We start from the raw sequence: 16,121 nt of genomic DNA, 5'->3' as shown, positions 1-16,121 counted from the left end.
GACAATTCTTGATATGAAAACCGGAATGCTTCGACAGTTTTCTCTTCTGATTCTGCTTACATTTACAGGGTTTGGTGGCTTTTCATCAACAGCTTTCTCTGAAAAGGCCGCGGATCTGGTCACCGGCCATATGCAAAATTTCGCCGTTCTGGACGAACCCCGCCCCCTGAAAGATTTTCAATTCGTTGACAATACAGGCAATACCCACACTCTCGGACAATATCAAGGCAAGGTTCTGCTGCTGAATTTCTGGGCCACATGGTGCGCCCCCTGCCGGGAGGAAATGCCCAGTCTGGACCGCTTGCAGGCAGAACTTGGGTCGGATCAGTTCGAGGTTCTGGCCATCGGGCAGGACCTGCAGGGGATCGAAAAGGTCGAGAAATTCCTGACCGCCCTCAAAATCGAGCACCTGAAACCGCTCAATGACAAAACCGTAAAATCGGGCCGGGCAGCGGGCGTCTTTGGCCTGCCTGCCAGTATCCTCGTGGACCGGCAAGGCAACGAGATCGGCCGTCTGGTCGGACCGGCGGAATGGGATTCCGAGGATGCGAAAGCCCTGCTCCGTCATTATATCGGGGACAGCCCGTCAAGCTGAGGGCGGCGGTCCTGTCTCCTGAACAGGTCCTATTTTTTGAAAAAGCCGGGCCTGTTTCCTGAACAGGTCCTATTTTTTAAAAAAGAATGCCCCGACGACCCGTTCCACCAGCCAGCTCAGGCCAAAAAAGAAAACGGCCTTGGTCAGGGTCAGCAGCATCAGGTTGAGGGCCAGACCGATATCCTGATGAGAAAAGCCCACATAGGCATCAAAGCCGAGCAACACAGCCACGCCCCCGAAGCCAACAATCATGAGGAAAGCCCGAACCCTGCGGGCCGCCCACGGAATTGCAATCAGGCAAAGATAAATGCCTGCCCCCAGCAGCGATGTCCATAACGTCAGACTGGTTTCCATCGCCCCTCCTGCTTCCGGTTAGTTATCGAGAGATGCAAGCGCCATATCCACCATGGGGCGCAGCTTGTTTTCATCAGGGTTCACTTTGGCAATCACCCGAATGCCCTGCAACACTCCGATCAGGAAGGCTGCAAGAACAGCCGCGTCCTGCGTGCTGACGATATCCCCGGCATGCTGGCCGCGCCGGATGGCCGCCTCGAACGCGGCTTCCAGCGTTCCCATGTGCCGCCGGACCCGGACCGCGCATTCTTCATCATAGTGGCTGCGCTCGATCGCCGTATTGGTTACCAGACAGCCCCGGTTTTGCTGATCATCCAGGTTCCGCTGCATGAAGCCATGCAGAAACGCGGAAATCTGTTCCCGCGCATTGCCGTCGGCCCGCATCCCCTCCGCCAGTTTCAATGAGGTCTGGCTGTAGTGATCCAGCACTTCCAGAAACAGGTTTCGCTTGTCCCCGAACGTATCATAAAGACTGCCACGGTTGATCCCCATGCAATCGACCAGATCCTGAACCGAAGTGGCCTCAAACCCCTTCAGCCAGAAAGCCTGCATCGCATTTTGCAGTGCCTCTTCCCGATCGAAACATTTCACCCTTGGCATTCAAACTCCTGCGTTGACTGATCAGCCTGTTATAAACCCTGTTTGTCAAAAGTCCCTGCGGTACAAGGCCGCAAGCCCCTCCCGATAGGTGGGATAGGCCAGTTTAACCCCAAGTTCGGACTTTATCCTGTCATTTCTAATACGTTTGCTGTCGGAATAAAAGCTTCTGGCCATGGGGGTCAGGTCCGCGCTGTCAAAATCCTGGACCGGCGGCGGGTCCATTCCCAGCAATTCTGCGGCGTATGACACCACATCCTGCGGCGGGGCCGGCAGGTCATCGGCCACATTATAGGCCCGCCCCGGCGACGGCTGGCGCATGGAGGCCGACAGGATCGACGCCAGATCCGACACATGAATGCGCGAAAAGACCTGCCCGTCCTTGACGACCCGGCGGGCCTTGCCCTGCTGCAGGGAAACAAGCTGGTTGCGGCCCGGCCCATAAATGCCGGGAAGCCTGAAGACATGAACCGGAAGGCCCTGATCCAGACCGGCAGCAAGCCAGGCCAGTTCCGCATCCACCCGCCGCTTTCCGCGAACACCACTGGGATTATAAGGCGTTTCCTCATCGGCCCAGCCGCCGTCCAGATTGCCGTAAACCCCCGTTGTTGACAGATAGCCAACCCAGCGAAGATGAGGCAATCGCGCCAGTTGCTCGCCCATGACGGACAGCACCGGGTCCCCCTGATCGGTCGGTGGGATGGACAGCAGAATATGGGTGATGTCTGCCGCCCGCTCCGCAAAATCAGGGATTGGTGTCAGCCCGTCAAAGGTCAACAGGCTGACATTGTCCGGGATGGAAGAGCTGTCTTCGGGCACATGACGTCGGGTCCCGAGAACACTCCAGCCCGGGTTCTGGCGGGCCACTTCCTCCGCCGTAAACCCGAACCCAAAAGACAACAGCTTCACATCCATAAATTCACCTTCAGTTTTCTTTCTTGTCCTGTGCCGTCAAGATAACAGTAGCAGACATGTTGACCCGACGGGAAACCGCAAGTTCAGTCGCGCCGTTGGACGCGCTGCCCCCACTGGACATGACCGCATCGGATTCAGCCATTTTCATGCTGTGCATCACCCGCGGTGCCGGGGCGCCCGGCATGGCCTGACGTTCCAGAAAATCAACCATGCTCACCTTGTAGGTGCGGTCCTTGAAGACCCGGTTCAGGCGTTCTGCCTCCATGACGGCATTGGTATAAATGGTTTCCCGCAATTCACCGCGCAAGGCTTCAAATTCCGCCTGCGAGGGTGAGAAATCCACATAGCCCACATTCACCTTGAAGCCGGGACGGCTTGCCTTTTCCGCCCGGTCGGCAAGACCGGAAACGTGTTCCTCACCCACCCGGGCCTCGGCGGAGACCATCCACCGGGTCAGGCCTGTACGGTCCTTGTTTTCATTGCTGGAGGTAATATACCACTGCGCCTTTCCGGCCAGTCCGTCCAGCGCCGCCATGATCTGCTGCTTCAGTTCTGCGGCGGTTTCCTTTTGCTGGGTGATGTCAAAATTGACATGAACCCGCGCCGTTTCCGTGGTCACCCACCCCTGGGTTTTCAGGTTCAGGACCACCCGATCCTGATGGCCCATCCCCGGATGCCCGTGTCCCGGATGCCCGTTCATATCGGCATAGGCCGCCGGAGCAAACGCCAGAACCGCAAAAATCGTCACAATCAGTTTTTTCATCTTGGAATCTCCAAATGCAAGTAATTTGCAATTAGGTATGAACTTGGACCGTTTTATGGCAATTCTACCTGCCGATGTTTCTTTTTATGATTTCAGGATTTTTCCCGAATGTCACAAAATAACCATCTATAGACGACAAACATGTGATCCCTGTTGGATAATTCCGAATTAAGTGCACCATGACTTCCATGAAACTCAAGGCCGGTCTCACCGCTTTCGCCCTTTCCGTTCTGCTTCTGCCCCCCGTGCTGGCAGAAGCCCGCGAGGAAGGCGAAGAATACAAGTCCTGTATCAAACTGACCCGGACACAGCCGGAACTGGCCTTTGAATCCGCCCTCAGCTGGCGGGATCAGGGCGGCGGATTTCCGGCCCGTCACTGTGCCGCCCTTGCCCTGATCGGCATGAAAAAATACCATATCGCGGCCCCCCGGCTGGAGAAACTGGCGCAAGACATGCGCGAAAGCGGCTCGCCTCTGGTTGTGCCCACACTCAGTCAGGCCGCCAATACATGGCTGTTGGCCGGGGATTACCCCCGCGCCAATGCGGTGGCCACAGCAGCCCTTGAAATCGAACCTGACAATACGGACCTGCTGGTGGACCGGGGGCGCATTCTGGCCGAAGCCGAAAACTATCAGGACGCCTTCAACGATTTTGATCTGGCCCTGCGCCTTGACCCGTCGCGGAGTGACGCCCTGACCTTCCGGGCCGCTGCATGGCGGCAGCTTGGCGACAATATCCGCGCCATGGAGGATGTGGAACTGGCCCTCTCGCTGCAGCCCGATCTGGTGGATGCCCTTGTGGAGCGGGGCATTTTACACCGCCTTGCCGGAAATGACGATCAGGCCCGGCAGGACTGGCTGAAAGTGCTGGAATACGCGCCCCATACCCCCGCCGGGGACACCGCCCGCAGCAATCTGGAAAAACTGGACGTCCGGAAATAGGGCCCGATCAGGTGCCCATACCTGACAGCAGGCGGCGATATCCAAGGGCCTCCGCGATATGGGGATGGCCGATTTCCGCCGCTCCTTCAAGATCGGCAAGGGTCCGTGCAACTTTCAGAACCCGGTGATATCCCCGGGCAGACAGTTTCAACCGGCTGATCGCCTCCGTCAGCAGCTCCCGCCCCGCAGCGTCGGGGGCCGCCACCTCCTCCAACAGTCGTCCCTCGGCCTCCGCATTGGTGCGGATCGGGGTCTCAACGGACAGGTCCTGATATCGCTGTCGCTGGATTTGGCGAGCCTGCGCCACGCGAGCCGCCACCATTTCCGATGTCTCGCGCGGGGCCGGCAAGGTCAGGTCAAGGGCCGACACCGCCGGAACGTCGATATGAATATCAATACGGTCCAGCATGGGACCGGAAATTCTGGCGCGATAGTCTGCCGCGCATTTCGGGGCGCGTGCACAGGCTTGCTCCGCATCATCAATATGGCCGCAGCGGCACGGGTTCATGGCCGCCACGAGCTGCATTCTGGCCGGGTATGACACATGGGCATTGGCACGGGCCACAACGGCGCGCCCGACCTCGACGGGTTGGCGTAAAGATTCCAGCACCTGCCGGCCAAATTCGGGCAGCTCATCCAGAAACAGCACCCCAAGATGGGCCAGCGACACCTCGCCCGGCCTTGCATTCCGGCCGCCGCCCACCATGGCGGCAACCGATGTGGAATGATGGGGGTCCCGATAGGGACGCATCATACTGATGGTGCCGTCCTTCAACTCCCCGGCCACACTGGCGATCATGCTGACCTCCAGCGCCTCAGACACATCAAGGGGCGGCAGGATGCCCGGAAGGCGCGCGGCCAGCATGGATTTCCCCGATCCCGGCGGCCCGCTCATCAACAGGTTATGGCCCCCGGCAGCGGCCACTTCCAGCGCCCGCTTGGCGCTTTCCTGCCCCTTGATATCCTCCAGTTTCAGGTAGTCGCCGGCATCCCTGACCTGCCCCCGCTCCGGTGGGGAGAGAACCTGCGATCCCTTGAAATGATTGATCAGTCCCAGCAAATCACGGGGGGCCAGCACTTCCAGATTTCCGGCCCAGGCGGCTTCACGCCCCGACGCGGCAGGACAGATGATCCCCATATCCTGCGCATTGGCCTCCACCGCGGCGGGCAGGACGCCAGACACCGGGTTGCAGGCCCCGTCAAGGGACAGTTCCCCAATAACCAGATAGCCGTCCATTTCCTCGGCGGGGAGAACCCCCATGGCGGTCAGCAGGCCAACGGCGATTGGCAGGTCATAATGGGCGCCTTCCTTGGGAAGGTCTGCCGGGGCCAGATTGACGGTAATGCGTTTCGCGGGCAATCCAAGCCCAAGCGAGGTCAGCGCGGCCCGCACCCTTTCGCGGCTTTCCGCGACGGACTTGTCCGGCAGGCCCACCACGGTAAAGGCTGGCAAGCCGGACGAAATCAATACCTGAACATGGACCTGACGAACCTCAAGCCCCTGAAAAGCAACTGTTGCGATACGCGCCTGCATCCTGTCCCCCCAAGGATGTTCCCTGCTTGCGGACAATCATAGCACGTAGAAAAATGACGGTAATTCTATTTTATGAAAAAATAATCAATTACGGGAACGGTGCACCTTGTCCTCGATACAATCCCAGATGACCGCCTCCAGATTGACACCGTCGAAGCGGTTGATTTCCTGCAGTCCGGTCGGGGAGGTCACGTTGATTTCCGTCAGGTAATCGCCAATCACATCAATCCCGACAAAGATCAGTCCCTGTTCTTTCAGGGCCGGGCCGATCGCTTCGCAGATTTCCTGCTCGCGGGCGGTCAGGGTGGATTTCAAAGCCTCCCCGCCCACATGCATGTTGGAGCGGGCTTCGCCCACCTGCGGCACACGGTTGATCGCACCCACCGGTTCCCCGTCCACAAGGATGATCCGCTTGTCCCCCTGACGGACTTCCGGCAGGTATTTCTGGACAATCATCGGTTCCCGATAAAACTGGGTGAACAGTTCATGGATAACCGTCAGGTTTTCATCCTCAGGCTTCAGGTGGAAAACGCCCGCGCCTCCGTTGCCGTAAAGCGGCTTGATGATGATATCCTTGTATTCCTCGCGAAACGCCTTGATTTCCTTCAGGTTGGACGAAATCAGTGTGGGCGGCAGCAGGCCTTCAAACTGGGTCGCAAAGATTTTCTCCGGGGCATTGCGGACACTGACCGGATCGTTAACCACCAAGGTCTGCGGATGGATCTGCTCCAGCAGATGCGTCGCGGTGATATAGGACATGTCGAACGGCGGGTCCTGCCGCATCAGAACCACATCCATCGTGGCCAGATCAATCCGCTCCTCAGCGCCAAGGCTGTGGTGGTTGCCGTGTTCGCGACGGACGGACAGGGGACGCGCACTGGCAATGATCCGTCCGTCCAGATAGGACAGGTCTTCCGGCCCGTAATGGAACAGGGCATGGCCCCGCGCCTGAGCCTCAAGAGCCAGCACAAATGTGCTGTCCCCATTGATATCCACACTTTCAATCGGGTCCATCTGGATGGCTACGGCAAGGCTCATTTTTCTATCCTGTCAACTTGTCAAAATCTGTAACACCCTGATCTGGTTTATTCCTTTCAGACAGACGTTACAAGACCGTTTCGATATCCCGTTCAGCGGCTGCCTTTCAAAACCACGTGACTGATGATTTTGCGCACGCCGGAAATATCCTTTGCGTGGCGGAAAACCCGATCCAGTTCCGACTGGTCCTGCGCGATCCCGAACAGATAAACGATCTGGTTCACCGTATCGATGGAATAGTTGATATGCCTCACATCCAGATCCTGAAGCAGGCGGGCCTTCAGCTTGGTGGAAATCCAGCTATCGGAGGCAACGGAGCTGACCGTTTCCCGGTCCCCGACCTGCAATTCGTTCAGGACCTGCCGAACCCCGTCGATCTTCCAGATGATTTCCGAGGCCTTTTCCCGGTCGCCATGAGTTGGCACCTCACCGGTTACCAGAACCCGTCCCTCAACAACCGAAGTGGACACATCCGCGAACAATTTCTCATTTTCCTGCAACAGGTCATTGAGGATCTGGACCTTGATACCGGCGTCATCCACCGCGTTGCCCATGGACCGCTCCTGCGCGGCAGTAACACCCGCCGTCGCCGCACCGCCGATGACCATACCAACCGGCGTACAACCGGCCGCACCGAACAAAAGGGCCCCACCAACAGCGACAAAACCAAAAAACTTCATTGTTATACAATCCTGCTACAGATTAACCGAACTCATCAATCTCCGGGACTATAGACCGGATTTTTGACCGGATAAAGGCGCGACTCTACCACGCATTCTCAAGATGCACCGGAACCTTCACCAGCGACGTCACCAACACCACATCGAACCGGATATCCAGATCGGCGCAGTCCGCATGGCTGCCTTGATAGGCCTCCATCGCCCTTGCGATCCGGCGGCGCTGTTTGTTGTGAAGGGCGTGAAGGGCCGCGTCCAGGGTGGGGCGTGATTTAACCTCAACCGCGACCAGCACCGTGCCCCGCCGGGCAATGATATCCACCTCCCCCACCGGGCGGCGATACCCCCGCGCCAATATCCGGTAGCCCTTGAGCCGCAGGAACAGGGCGGCGAGATGCTCGGCCAGCCGTCCTTTCAAGTGGGCGCGCTGACGCCGCTTCTTCTGTATTCTTCGTGATTGTCCTGACAAAACCCGCCTCCCCCTCTGCTTCAATTTCGCCAATATTCACTTATATACTTGCCCGTGTTGGGCCGGGCATCATATCCTTTTGCCTTCATTGAGAAACCGGCATCCGGGAGTAAGACAGTTGCCAGACCTTTGCAGTCCCATGAATTCCGCATCCCCCCACAAAAGCAGGCCCACCCCTGCCATCCTTGTGGCCGTGATGTCCTGTTTTATCCTTGCAGGCTGTCAAACCCTCCCCTTCGGCTCTCCGAACGGACAGGATACCGCAACTCCGACGGCCACCAAAGAGGCAATCCCGGCTGAAGGCGAGAAAGCGGGCGAAGCGGCAAGCGATGCCGCCGAAAAGCAGGCCGCAGAGGACGCCCTGCAGAACGGCGAGTTCGAGTATGGGCCCGTCACCCAGCAACCCCTGCTGAGCCTCCGCCCCCCTGCCGAGGCCGAAGCGGTCCGCATTGCCATCCTGCTGCCTCTCAGCGGCCCTCATCAGGGGATTGGCGACAGTATGCTGAAGGCGGCCTATATGGCCCTGTTCGATCAGGGGAACAAAAGCCTGAAACTCCTGCCCTATGACACCAAAGGAACCCCGGACGGGGCCACCGAAGCCGCCCTTCAGGCCACCGGTGAAGGCGCCGAAGTGATCCTGGGGCCGCTGTTTGCATCCAGTGTGGATGCCGTTCGCCCCGTGGCCGCTTCCAACAACATCAACGTCATCGCCTTTTCCACAGATACACGGGTGGCCGGCAATGGCGTCTACCTGATGGGCCTGACCGTCGGTCAGCAGATCGACCGCGTCATGGAATTTGCCTATCGCAACGGATTGACCCGTTTTTCAGTGTTGGCACCGGAATCCCCCTTCGGATCGACGGTTGTGGAAAATGTGGAGGCCGCGGCCCTTAAATACCGCGTCGAGGTTGGCAAGGTTCGAAGCTACCCGACCGACCTGCCACCGGGCGCCCCCGAACTGCATGACATCGCCAAGGAAATTGCCAACTACGATTCCCGCCGCTGGCTGCTCAAACAGGAAATCGCCAAACTGGAAAAGCAAACCAGTGCCGCCTCGCAATCAAGGCTGAAACTGCTCAAGAAAATGGATACCTATGGCGAGGTGAATTTCGACGCCCTTATCCTGCCGGAAGGCGGGGCACGCCTGCGCGAACTGGCGCCGCTGCTGTCCTATTACGACATTGACCCAACCAAGGTCCAATTCATCGGCACCGGCCTGTGGGCCGACCGGTCCCTGACCACCGAACCCGCCCTTGTCGGCGGCTGGTTTGCTGCCCCCGACCCGGAAAATGCGCAAGCCTTCCAAAGCCGTTTCCAAAGCCTGTATGGATATGTTCCGCCGCGGATTTCCAGCCTTGGATATGATGCGACCGCCCTTGCCGGCCTGCTGGCCCGTGAGCCGGCGATCGAGGCCGCCCCGTCCCCGGAACAGCCCGACACTGCGGACACAGCGACCAAAACGGACGCCTTGGGCGCCCCGGTCCCGGCGGACACCGGCCTTACAGATGCACCGGTAGCAAGCACCCCCGTTCAGAACATCCCGTTGAAGCCCACAAAATTCTCGGCAGCGGCCATTGAAAATCCGGCTGGTTTTTCTGGATATGACGGATTGTTCCGCTTTTCCGCGACCGGCGTGGCGGAACGCTCCTTTGCCATCATGCGGGTTGGCACAAACCGGCTGGAACTGCTGGAACCGGCCCCGACAAGTTTCGAGCCGTTACTGAACTAACTCGCTGGCGGGAGCTGCTCAGCCGAGCAGTTCCCCCAGCAGGCCGTTCAGGACGGACCGTCCCCGATCCGTTGCCACAATCCTGCCCGCATCATGGGTCAGGAAACCGCCCGCCACCAGACGCTCGACCCGCTCCGGGCGGATCATGCTGGAAAAGGGCTGGCCAACCACCTGTTCAAAATTCCGGAACCAGACCCCTTCGCTAAGGCGCAGCCCCATCAGAAGCATTTCCTCGGCCCGGTCTTCCGGGTCTGGAATACCGGTCTCGACCTCTGTGCCGTGACCGGACCGGGACACCGCCTCCAGCCATTTTTCCGGCTTTTTCACCTGCGAGAACGCGGTTCGAACACCTTGCCGGTCACTGCGTCCATGGGCCCCGGGGCCGATCCCCAGATAATCCCCGTACCGCCAGTATGTCAGGTTGTGCCGACATTCAAATCCGGGGCGGGCGTGATTAGATATTTCATAGGCGGGCAACCCGGCCTGCAGGCAGATTTCCTGCGTAACCGTATACAGGGCATCGGCATTTTCTTCAGGCGGCAGGGAAAATTCCCCGCGCCGGACTGCCCCGGCAAAGCCTGTATTCGGTTCGATCGTCAGTTGATACAGCGACAGATGATCCCCCGCCATGGACAGGGCCTGTTTAAGGTCCGCCGTCCATTCCTGCACCGACTGGCCCGGCAGGGCATAAATCAAATCAAAAGAGATATTGGGAAAAATATCGCGGGCCAGTTCAATGGTGGCCAAGGCCTCGGCAACCGAATGCTCCCGCCCGAGAAAGGCCAGCGCCTCGTCATGCAGGGACTGTACCCCCATGGAAAGACGGTTAACCCCGGCCTGCCGGTATCCTTTAAAGGATTGCGCCTCGGCAGAGGTGGGGTTGGCTTCCAGCGAGATTTCCAGTGTATCGGACAGCGGGAAATGACGGCGAACCCCGTCGATCAGGGCCGCCACGGTTTCCGGGGCCATCAGGGACGGGGTGCCCCCGCCAAAGAAAATGCTGGTAACGGGGCGCGACGGGCACTGGCTGGCGAACCAGTCCAGTTCCCTTAACAGGGCGTCGGTCCAGACCTTCTGGTCCACCGCCTCGCGCACATGGCTGTTAAAATCGCAGTAAGGGCATTTCTTGCGGCAGAACGGCCAATGGAAATAAACCCCGAACCCGCGATCGGGAACGTTATGATTGCTTGAAACAGGCATCAATCAACTGCCGAAACGCATCTGCCCGGTGGCTGATGGCATGTTTTTCGGCGGGGTCCATTTCCGCAAAGGTCACATCCTGACCAATGGGCCGGAAGACCGGATCATATCCGAACCCCTTGTCCCCGCGAGGCGGCCAGACCACATGCCCCTTAACACGCCCTTCGAAACTTTCCACATGACCATCCGGCCAAGCCAGCGTCAGGGCACAGATAAAGGACGCGGTCCGCTGTACTTCATCCACCGCGCCGCATGCTTCCAGCTTGTCCTCGACCGCCCGCATGGCAAGGCCGAAATCCTTTTCCGGCCCGGCCCAACGGGCAGAATAGATACCCGGATCCCCGTTCAGGGCATCCACGGCAAACCCGGAATCGTCACTGAGCGCGATCATGCCGGACGCCTTGGCCGCGGCCAGCGCCTTGATTTCCGCATTGGCAATAAAGGTATCGCCATCCTCGACCGGTTCAGGCAGGCCCAACTCGCCAGCGGAAACCGGCTCGACACCATATCCTTCAAGAAGGTCACGGATTTCCCGCACCTTGCCCTGATTGTGACTGGCGACAATCAATTGGGTCCCACTGAACTGGCGATGCTCACTCACAGCCCCAAAGCCTCTCTCTGCTTTTTGCCAAGTTCCTTGACCCCGCTTTTCGCAAGCGAGAACAGGGCGGCGAACTGCTCCTCGGTGAACGGGTCTTCTTCGGCGGTGCCCTGAATCTCAATGATCCGGCCGTCCGTGGTCAGAACAAAATTGGCGTCTGCCTGGGCGTTACTGTCTTCCTTGTAGTCAAGGTCCAGAACCGGCTGCCCCTCGTAGATGCCGCAGGACACGGCCGCAACCTGCCCCTTCATGGGAACCTCAAGAATCTTGCCGTCATCGACCAGCTTCTGAAACGCCTGATAGAGCGCCACATACGCCCCTGTGATGGACGCCGTGCGGGTGCCGCCATCGGCCTGAATGACGTCGCAGTCCACAGTAATCTGGCGTTCACCGAACCCTTCCATATCGACAACCGCCCGCAAGGAACGACCGATCAGACGCTGGATTTCAACGGTCCGCCCCTGCTGTTTGCCACGGGCAGCCTCGCGGCCCATGCGGGAATTCGTGGAGCGGGGCAGCATGCCATATTCAGCCGTAACCCAGCCCTTGCCCGTATTCCTGAGAAACGGCGGGACACGTTCTTCCACACTGGCCGTGCACAGAACATGGGTATTTCCAAATTTGACGAAGCAGGATCCTTCCGCATTGATAGCGTATCCCGGTTCCATTTCAACGGTGCGGAGTTGACTGGCGGTTCTGCCTGAAGGGCGCATGAAAATTCCTTCAATTGAATGTTAGATATTTGAGACCTTGTACCTTGTGCGCCCAATTGACGCAAGGCTTCGCGATCACTACATTTTGGAAGAATTCAGCCGGGACCGCCCCGGATCAAGAGACAGATTGAAGATGATACAGGAGCTTAACGAACGCAGCCGCGAGATTTTCCGCGTTATCGTGGAAACCTACATGGCCACAGGGGAGCCGGTGGGCTCACGGACCCTGTCCAAGCTGGGGACGCTTGACCTGTCACCGGCGTCCATCCGCAATGTGATGGCGGACCTGATGGATGCCGGCCTCCTCTATGCCCCGCATGTGTCCGCAGGCCGCCTGCCCACACAGGCAGGCATGCAGTTTTTTGTCGATGGCCTGCTTGAGGTTGGCAACCTGACCGAAGCGGAACGCGCCGACATCAAGGCCCGATGCTCCATGAACGGCAAGAATATCGAGGAAGCCCTGACCGAGGCCTCCTCCATGCTGTCCGGCCTGTCAAACTGCGCCAGCCTTGTTCTGGCCCCGAAAAGCGACAGCCCCATTCGCCAGATTGAATTTGTCCAGCTTGGGGTGGGACGGGGGCTGGTGATTATCGTCACCGCCGATGGTCTGGTTGAGAATCGAACCATTGAACTCCCCGCCCGCCTGTCTCCTTCCGCCCTGCAGGAAGCCTCCAACTACATGAACCAGCGGCTGATGGGAAAAACCCTGAGCGAGGCCAGAGAGGACATCCGGAAGGAACTGGAAAGTCATCAGGCCGCCCTTGACGAGTTGACAAGCAGCGTCGTGGAATCGGGACTGGCCAGTTGGGGCGGCAAGGAAACCCTGATTGTCCGGGGACATGCCAACCTGCTACAGGACGTTCAGGCCCTTGAGGATCTTGAAAAAATCAAGGAACTGTTCGACAGTCTTGAAGCCCGCAGGGAAAGGCTTAAGTTACTGGAACTGGCGGAAAGCGGTGACGGTGTCCGAATATTTATTGGAGCGGAAAATAATCTTTTCTCGCTTTCCGGCACGTCAATGATTATCTCTCCCTATCAGAACAGTCGCAACCAGGTGGTTGGCGCGGTAGGGGTGATCGGCCCGACCCGCCTGAACTATGCCCGTATCATACCGATGGTGGATTACACCGCCCGGGTGATCGGCAGGTTGCTGGATTAGATTTTGTGCAGTTAGGAAAAAACGCAATGAGTACGACCAACTCTCAAAAGAATGCCGAGACCAATGGCAACTTGGAAAATGAAGACGCTCTCAACAGGGAAGAGCTGAACCAGGAAGACCTTGACGCCGGCGCTGCCGAAGCCCTGTCCGAAGCGGAAAAGACCAATGGGGGTGACGCAGCCGAGCAATCCGCTGAGAATGCGCAGGCCGAGGAAATTGCCAGCCTGAAGGAAAAGCTGCTGCGCGCCATGGCCGAGGTGGAAAACACCCGTCGCCGTGCGGAAAAAGACAAGGAAGACGCCCATAACTATGCGGTGACCAAATTTGCCCGCGACATGCTGGAAGTGTCCGACAACCTGCGCCGGGCCCTGGACAGCATTCCCGCTGAGGCCCGCGAGGATGAAGCGGTCAAGAACCTGACAACCGGCGTTGAAATGACCGAATCCGGCCTTCTGAACGTGTTCAAAAAGCACAAGGTTGAGCGGATCGACGCAGAGGGCAAGAAATTTGACCCGCACCTGCATCAGGCCATGTTCGAAATTGAAAACCCGGATGTGGAACCCGGCACCGTTCTTCAGGTTGTTCAGTCCGGTTACGTGATCGCGGATCGCCTGTTGCGTCCGGCCATGGTTGGCGTCGCCAAGGGCGGGCAGAAGAAAAAAGCCGTTCATGTCGACGAGACAGCCTGACCTGTTTACGATCCAATTCATGAAAATGCCGCCTGACCGGGCGGCATTTTTTTTGCCTGCCTCCCGCCTTCCTGTGATCACAAAAGTTCCGCCGCAGCAGGATCATGATGCCGGACAAAGGCCTGCCCCTTTTCCGCCCGGCGCACCGCATAACAATAGACGCAGCCTTGCGCACAACTGTCATAGGCACCGATGTCCCGCGACTGGACACACAGGCAGCCATCCCGATTGCCCTGTATCTTTCGCGAAAATCCCGTCCCGCCCATGGCCGCCAACCGGTCCGCACTGATACAAGCCGCCGCCGGCCCGGCCAGCTCCGGTTGCGTGCAAAGGGTCAGGGTCTGCCCATGGGCCGCAGCGACAGACGACAGCCGATCCAGAAGGGCTTGTTTTTCGGTGGCATCCGGGTCCCGAAAGGCAAGTCCCGCACCCGCTTCCACCCGGCGCAGATTAAGCGATGTCTTGCGGTAAAACCGGGTAAAGGACACCACCACCTCATCCACCGCCCCGGCAAGGGCCGCTGATATGTCTGCAAAGGTCTGCTGATGGAACGCTTCGGGCGTCAGGTCTGACAGAAGAATGGGGTCATACCGCCAGACAACGGCCGCAGGGCCATAGCGTTCCGCCAGCCGCAAAACCTGATCAATCGCCTGATCCCGCGACAGGACCGACGGCTCTAGAAGGCGGGGATAACCGGTAATGGTGAACTGGAAATAAAAGGGGAACCGACCCGCCACCAGCGCGTTCAGGACAGGCAGGAACGGCCCCGCATTGCGGGTCCAGAAAACAAAGCCGGACACCGCGTCCGGGCGCAGGGAAATCTTGGACAGGTGACCATTGAACGGGTTCCGCACGGCAACCCATCCCGCAGCCATCCGCCGGGAAAACCAGTTCCCGTAAAAGGCCGGAATATCTGTCTTGTAACTTGCCGAGATCACTGTCATGGGCCTGCCCTGCCAATTGCGGGCCCGGAATGCCTATCGCCTGCGAAGCCCGTCCCATGAATATATCACAAGGCCGGTCCAGATTAATCCGAAAGCAATCAATGTGGCCGGATCGAACGGCTGATCGAACACGTAAATCGCCAGAAAGAATTGCATGGTGGGCGCGATATATTGCAGCAAGCCCACCGTTGACAGGCGAAGACGCTGCGCCCCCACCGCAAACAGGATCAGCGGAATTGCCGTGATCAGCCCTGTCCCCATCAACAACAGAAGATCCCCGGCCTCATAAAAGCCGCCCGCCGCGATGGTTCCGTTCTGCAGGTCCCCTGCTGCGAACAGATACACCAGATACAGGGCGGATATGGGCGCCAGAAGGGCGGTTTCCACGGTCAGCCCAACCACGGATTCCGCAGGGGCCTTTTTCCGAAGCAGGCCATAAAACCCGAAGGAAAAACCCAGCATCAGGGAAATCCACGGGAAACTTCCGGCCTGTATCGTCATCTGCAGCACGGCCACCAACGCCAGCGCAACAGCAAGCCCCTGCCATCGGTTCAGGCGCTCGCCCAGAAACAGGACCCCCAGCAGGACGTTGACCAGCGGGTTGATATAGTATCCCAGACTGGTTTCCAGAACATAGCCATTGGTAATCGCCCAGACGAAGGTCAGCCAGTTGATGGCGATCAGAACCGTACTGGCGCTGAAAATGGCCAGAACCGACCGGTTGGAAAAGGCCGCCCGCACCTTGGCAAACCGCCCGGTCACCAGAATGATGAGCAGAACCAGCAGCAAGGACCAGACAATCCGGTGCGCGATGATCTCCAGCGCGGAAAAGGCACCAAGCTCGCGGAAATAAAGCGGGAAAACGCCCCAGCAGGTGAAGGCGCCAAGACCCGCAAGCAGACCATGAAGCTGTGCCTTGCCATCGGGGGCCGCCGCTTTTTTGGCGCCAGTATCTGCTGAAAGTTGGGCCACGGCCACCTCGTATCACGCAATGGGATCAATCTGCAGTATCAAACCGCTGTCACAAGGTAAAGCCTTTTACCGGCGGGACAGGAAATTCTGCCCGGACCATACCATCTTTCCCTTGTATAAAAAAATTCCCCACTCCGTCCAATTCGTCCGATTCCAGCCCTTGCACAGATTTCGGAAGGAACCTATATATTCGCTAGCACGAGTTAATATTTGCAATCCCGGGGATCATTG

At 58.5% G+C, this 16,121-nt stretch carries 18 protein-coding genes; 5 read left to right on the top strand and 13 right to left on the bottom strand.

Annotated elements, in window-relative coordinates:
* Positions 1-25: 25 nt before the first annotated feature.
* Positions 26-595 carry a TlpA family protein disulfide reductase gene (locus FQB27_RS02555; RefSeq protein WP_169559296.1) on the top strand — a complete coding sequence of 190 codons (570 nt, stop codon included), beginning with the start codon at positions 26-28 and terminating at the stop codon, positions 593-595.
* Between the two features lie 69 nt (positions 596-664).
* On the opposite strand, the gene FQB27_RS02550 is transcribed toward FQB27_RS02555, so the two are convergent.
* The 4 genes from FQB27_RS02550 to FQB27_RS02535 are packed head-to-tail and all read right to left on the bottom strand — an operon-like array spanning position 665 to position 3,224.
* Positions 665-949 carry a hypothetical protein gene (locus FQB27_RS02550; RefSeq protein WP_169559295.1) on the bottom strand — a complete coding sequence of 95 codons (285 nt, stop codon included), beginning with the start codon at positions 947-949 and terminating at the stop codon, positions 665-667.
* A gap of 18 nt (positions 950-967) precedes the next feature.
* Positions 968-1,549 carry a TetR/AcrR family transcriptional regulator gene (locus FQB27_RS02545; protein WP_169559294.1) on the bottom strand — a complete coding sequence of 194 codons (582 nt, stop codon included), beginning with the start codon at positions 1,547-1,549 and terminating at the stop codon, positions 968-970.
* A 45-nt stretch (positions 1,550-1,594) separates the two neighbouring features.
* Positions 1,595-2,461 carry an SDR family oxidoreductase gene (locus FQB27_RS02540; protein ID WP_169559293.1) on the bottom strand — a complete coding sequence of 289 codons (867 nt, stop codon included), beginning with the start codon at positions 2,459-2,461 and terminating at the stop codon, positions 1,595-1,597.
* 10 nt (positions 2,462-2,471) lie between these two features.
* On the bottom strand, positions 2,472-3,224 hold the full coding sequence (locus tag FQB27_RS02535; RefSeq protein ID WP_169559292.1) for an SIMPL domain-containing protein: 753 nt from the start codon (positions 3,222-3,224) through the stop codon (positions 2,472-2,474).
* Positions 3,225-3,403: 179 nt separating this feature from the next.
* On the opposite strand from FQB27_RS02535, the gene FQB27_RS02530 reads away from it, so the two are divergent.
* Positions 3,404-4,165 carry a tetratricopeptide repeat protein gene (locus FQB27_RS02530; RefSeq protein WP_169559291.1) on the top strand — a complete coding sequence of 254 codons (762 nt, stop codon included), beginning with the start codon at positions 3,404-3,406 and terminating at the stop codon, positions 4,163-4,165.
* Positions 4,166-4,172: 7 nt separating this feature from the next.
* Here FQB27_RS02530 and FQB27_RS02525 read toward each other — a convergent pair whose 3' ends face one another.
* The 4 genes from FQB27_RS02525 to FQB27_RS02510 all read right to left on the bottom strand — a co-directional run bounded on the left by FQB27_RS02525 (position 4,173) and on the right by FQB27_RS02510 (position 7,883).
* Complete coding sequence (locus FQB27_RS02525; protein WP_169559290.1) at positions 4,173-5,699, bottom strand: YifB family Mg chelatase-like AAA ATPase; 1,527 nt, start codon at positions 5,697-5,699, stop codon at positions 4,173-4,175.
* An 84-nt stretch (positions 5,700-5,783) separates the two neighbouring features.
* Positions 5,784-6,737, bottom strand: coding sequence for a glutathione synthase (gshB, locus tag FQB27_RS02520; protein ID WP_169559289.1), 954 nt, complete (start codon positions 6,735-6,737; stop codon positions 5,784-5,786).
* A gap of 92 nt (positions 6,738-6,829) precedes the next feature.
* Positions 6,830-7,417 (bottom strand): BON domain-containing protein, encoded by a 588-nt coding sequence (locus FQB27_RS02515; RefSeq protein ID WP_169559288.1) that lies wholly within the window; start codon positions 7,415-7,417, stop codon positions 6,830-6,832.
* An 85-nt stretch (positions 7,418-7,502) separates the two neighbouring features.
* On the bottom strand, positions 7,503-7,883 hold the full coding sequence (locus FQB27_RS02510; RefSeq protein WP_277346004.1) for a YraN family protein: 381 nt from the start codon (positions 7,881-7,883) through the stop codon (positions 7,503-7,505).
* A 139-nt stretch (positions 7,884-8,022) separates the two neighbouring features.
* Here FQB27_RS02510 and FQB27_RS02505 point away from each other — a divergent pair, with 139 nt between their 5' ends.
* Positions 8,023-9,612, top strand: coding sequence for a penicillin-binding protein activator (locus FQB27_RS02505; protein WP_169559287.1), 1,590 nt, complete (start codon positions 8,023-8,025; stop codon positions 9,610-9,612).
* 18 nt (positions 9,613-9,630) lie between these two features.
* Here the strand turns inward: FQB27_RS02505 and hemW are convergent, their stop codons facing one another.
* From hemW to rph, 3 genes are read right to left on the bottom strand one after another with little or no spacing between them, the layout of a single operon-like run.
* Positions 9,631-10,812 carry a radical SAM family heme chaperone HemW gene (gene hemW, locus FQB27_RS02500; RefSeq protein ID WP_169559286.1) on the bottom strand — a complete coding sequence of 394 codons (1,182 nt, stop codon included), beginning with the start codon at positions 10,810-10,812 and terminating at the stop codon, positions 9,631-9,633.
* Positions 10,790-11,413: an RdgB/HAM1 family non-canonical purine NTP pyrophosphatase gene (gene rdgB, locus FQB27_RS02495; protein ID WP_169559285.1), complete on the bottom strand. Its 624-nt coding sequence runs from the start codon at positions 11,411-11,413 to the stop codon at positions 10,790-10,792. The genes hemW and rdgB overlap by 23 nt, the downstream gene beginning before the upstream one ends.
* The gene (gene rph, locus FQB27_RS02490; RefSeq protein ID WP_169559284.1) at positions 11,410-12,126 is read right to left on the bottom strand and encodes a ribonuclease PH; all 717 of its coding nucleotides are present in this window, start codon (positions 12,124-12,126) and stop codon (positions 11,410-11,412) included. The genes rdgB and rph overlap by 4 nt, the downstream gene beginning before the upstream one ends.
* Positions 12,127-12,259: 133 nt before the next feature.
* On the opposite strand from rph, the gene hrcA reads away from it, so the two are divergent.
* Both hrcA and grpE read left to right on the top strand, forming a co-directional pair.
* The gene (gene hrcA, locus FQB27_RS02485; RefSeq protein WP_169559283.1) at positions 12,260-13,285 is read left to right on the top strand and encodes a heat-inducible transcriptional repressor HrcA; all 1,026 of its coding nucleotides are present in this window, start codon (positions 12,260-12,262) and stop codon (positions 13,283-13,285) included.
* A gap of 26 nt (positions 13,286-13,311) precedes the next feature.
* Positions 13,312-13,974 (top strand): nucleotide exchange factor GrpE, encoded by a 663-nt coding sequence (grpE, locus tag FQB27_RS02480; protein ID WP_169559282.1) that lies wholly within the window; start codon positions 13,312-13,314, stop codon positions 13,972-13,974.
* 77 nt (positions 13,975-14,051) lie between these two features.
* Here the strand turns inward: grpE and FQB27_RS02475 are convergent, their stop codons facing one another.
* Both FQB27_RS02475 and rarD read right to left on the bottom strand, forming a co-directional pair.
* A complete protein-coding gene (locus FQB27_RS02475) occupies positions 14,052-14,918 on the bottom strand; it encodes a DUF1848 domain-containing protein (protein WP_169559281.1) in 867 nt (288 codons plus the stop codon).
* Positions 14,919-14,951: 33 nt separating this feature from the next.
* Positions 14,952-15,890, bottom strand: a complete 939-nt coding sequence (gene rarD, locus FQB27_RS02470) for an EamA family transporter RarD (protein ID WP_169559280.1) — start codon at positions 15,888-15,890, stop codon at positions 14,952-14,954.
* Positions 15,891-16,121 lie beyond the last annotated feature (231 nt).

Origin of the sequence: Sneathiella chinensis (genome assembly GCF_012720115.1) — a bacterium.
GTDB lineage: Bacteria > Pseudomonadota > Alphaproteobacteria > Sneathiellales > Sneathiellaceae > Sneathiella > Sneathiella chinensis.
Note: the sequence above shows the minus strand (reverse complement) of the source record. Positions and strands in the feature narration are given on the sequence as shown.

What these genes read in the sequence shown, in the direction of transcription:
- FQB27_RS02555 (WP_169559296.1), top strand. Translation starts at nt 26, where the DNA reads ATGCTTCGACAGTTTTCTCTTCTGATTCTGCTTACATTTACAGGGTTT.
- FQB27_RS02550 (WP_169559295.1), bottom strand. Translation starts at nt 949, where the DNA reads ATGGAAACCAGTCTGACGTTATGGACATCGCTGCTGGGGGCAGGCATT.
- FQB27_RS02545 (WP_169559294.1), bottom strand. Translation starts at nt 1,549, where the DNA reads ATGCCAAGGGTGAAATGTTTCGATCGGGAAGAGGCACTGCAAAATGCG.
- FQB27_RS02540 (WP_169559293.1), bottom strand. Translation starts at nt 2,461, where the DNA reads ATGGATGTGAAGCTGTTGTCTTTTGGGTTCGGGTTTACGGCGGAGGAA.
- FQB27_RS02535 (WP_169559292.1), bottom strand. Translation starts at nt 3,224, where the DNA reads ATGAAAAAACTGATTGTGACGATTTTTGCGGTTCTGGCGTTTGCTCCG.
- FQB27_RS02530 (WP_169559291.1), top strand. Translation starts at nt 3,404, where the DNA reads ATGACTTCCATGAAACTCAAGGCCGGTCTCACCGCTTTCGCCCTTTCC.
- FQB27_RS02525 (WP_169559290.1), bottom strand. Translation starts at nt 5,699, where the DNA reads ATGCAGGCGCGTATCGCAACAGTTGCTTTTCAGGGGCTTGAGGTTCGT.
- gshB (WP_169559289.1), bottom strand. Translation starts at nt 6,737, where the DNA reads ATGAGCCTTGCCGTAGCCATCCAGATGGACCCGATTGAAAGTGTGGAT.
- FQB27_RS02515 (WP_169559288.1), bottom strand. Translation starts at nt 7,417, where the DNA reads ATGAAGTTTTTTGGTTTTGTCGCTGTTGGTGGGGCCCTTTTGTTCGGT.
- FQB27_RS02505 (WP_169559287.1), top strand. Translation starts at nt 8,023, where the DNA reads ATGAATTCCGCATCCCCCCACAAAAGCAGGCCCACCCCTGCCATCCTT.
- hemW (WP_169559286.1), bottom strand. Translation starts at nt 10,812, where the DNA reads ATGCCTGTTTCAAGCAATCATAACGTTCCCGATCGCGGGTTCGGGGTT.
- rph (WP_169559284.1), bottom strand. Translation starts at nt 12,126, where the DNA reads ATGCGCCCTTCAGGCAGAACCGCCAGTCAACTCCGCACCGTTGAAATG.
- hrcA (WP_169559283.1), top strand. Translation starts at nt 12,260, where the DNA reads ATGATACAGGAGCTTAACGAACGCAGCCGCGAGATTTTCCGCGTTATC.
- grpE (WP_169559282.1), top strand. Translation starts at nt 13,312, where the DNA reads ATGAGTACGACCAACTCTCAAAAGAATGCCGAGACCAATGGCAACTTG.
- FQB27_RS02475 (WP_169559281.1), bottom strand. Translation starts at nt 14,918, where the DNA reads ATGACAGTGATCTCGGCAAGTTACAAGACAGATATTCCGGCCTTTTAC.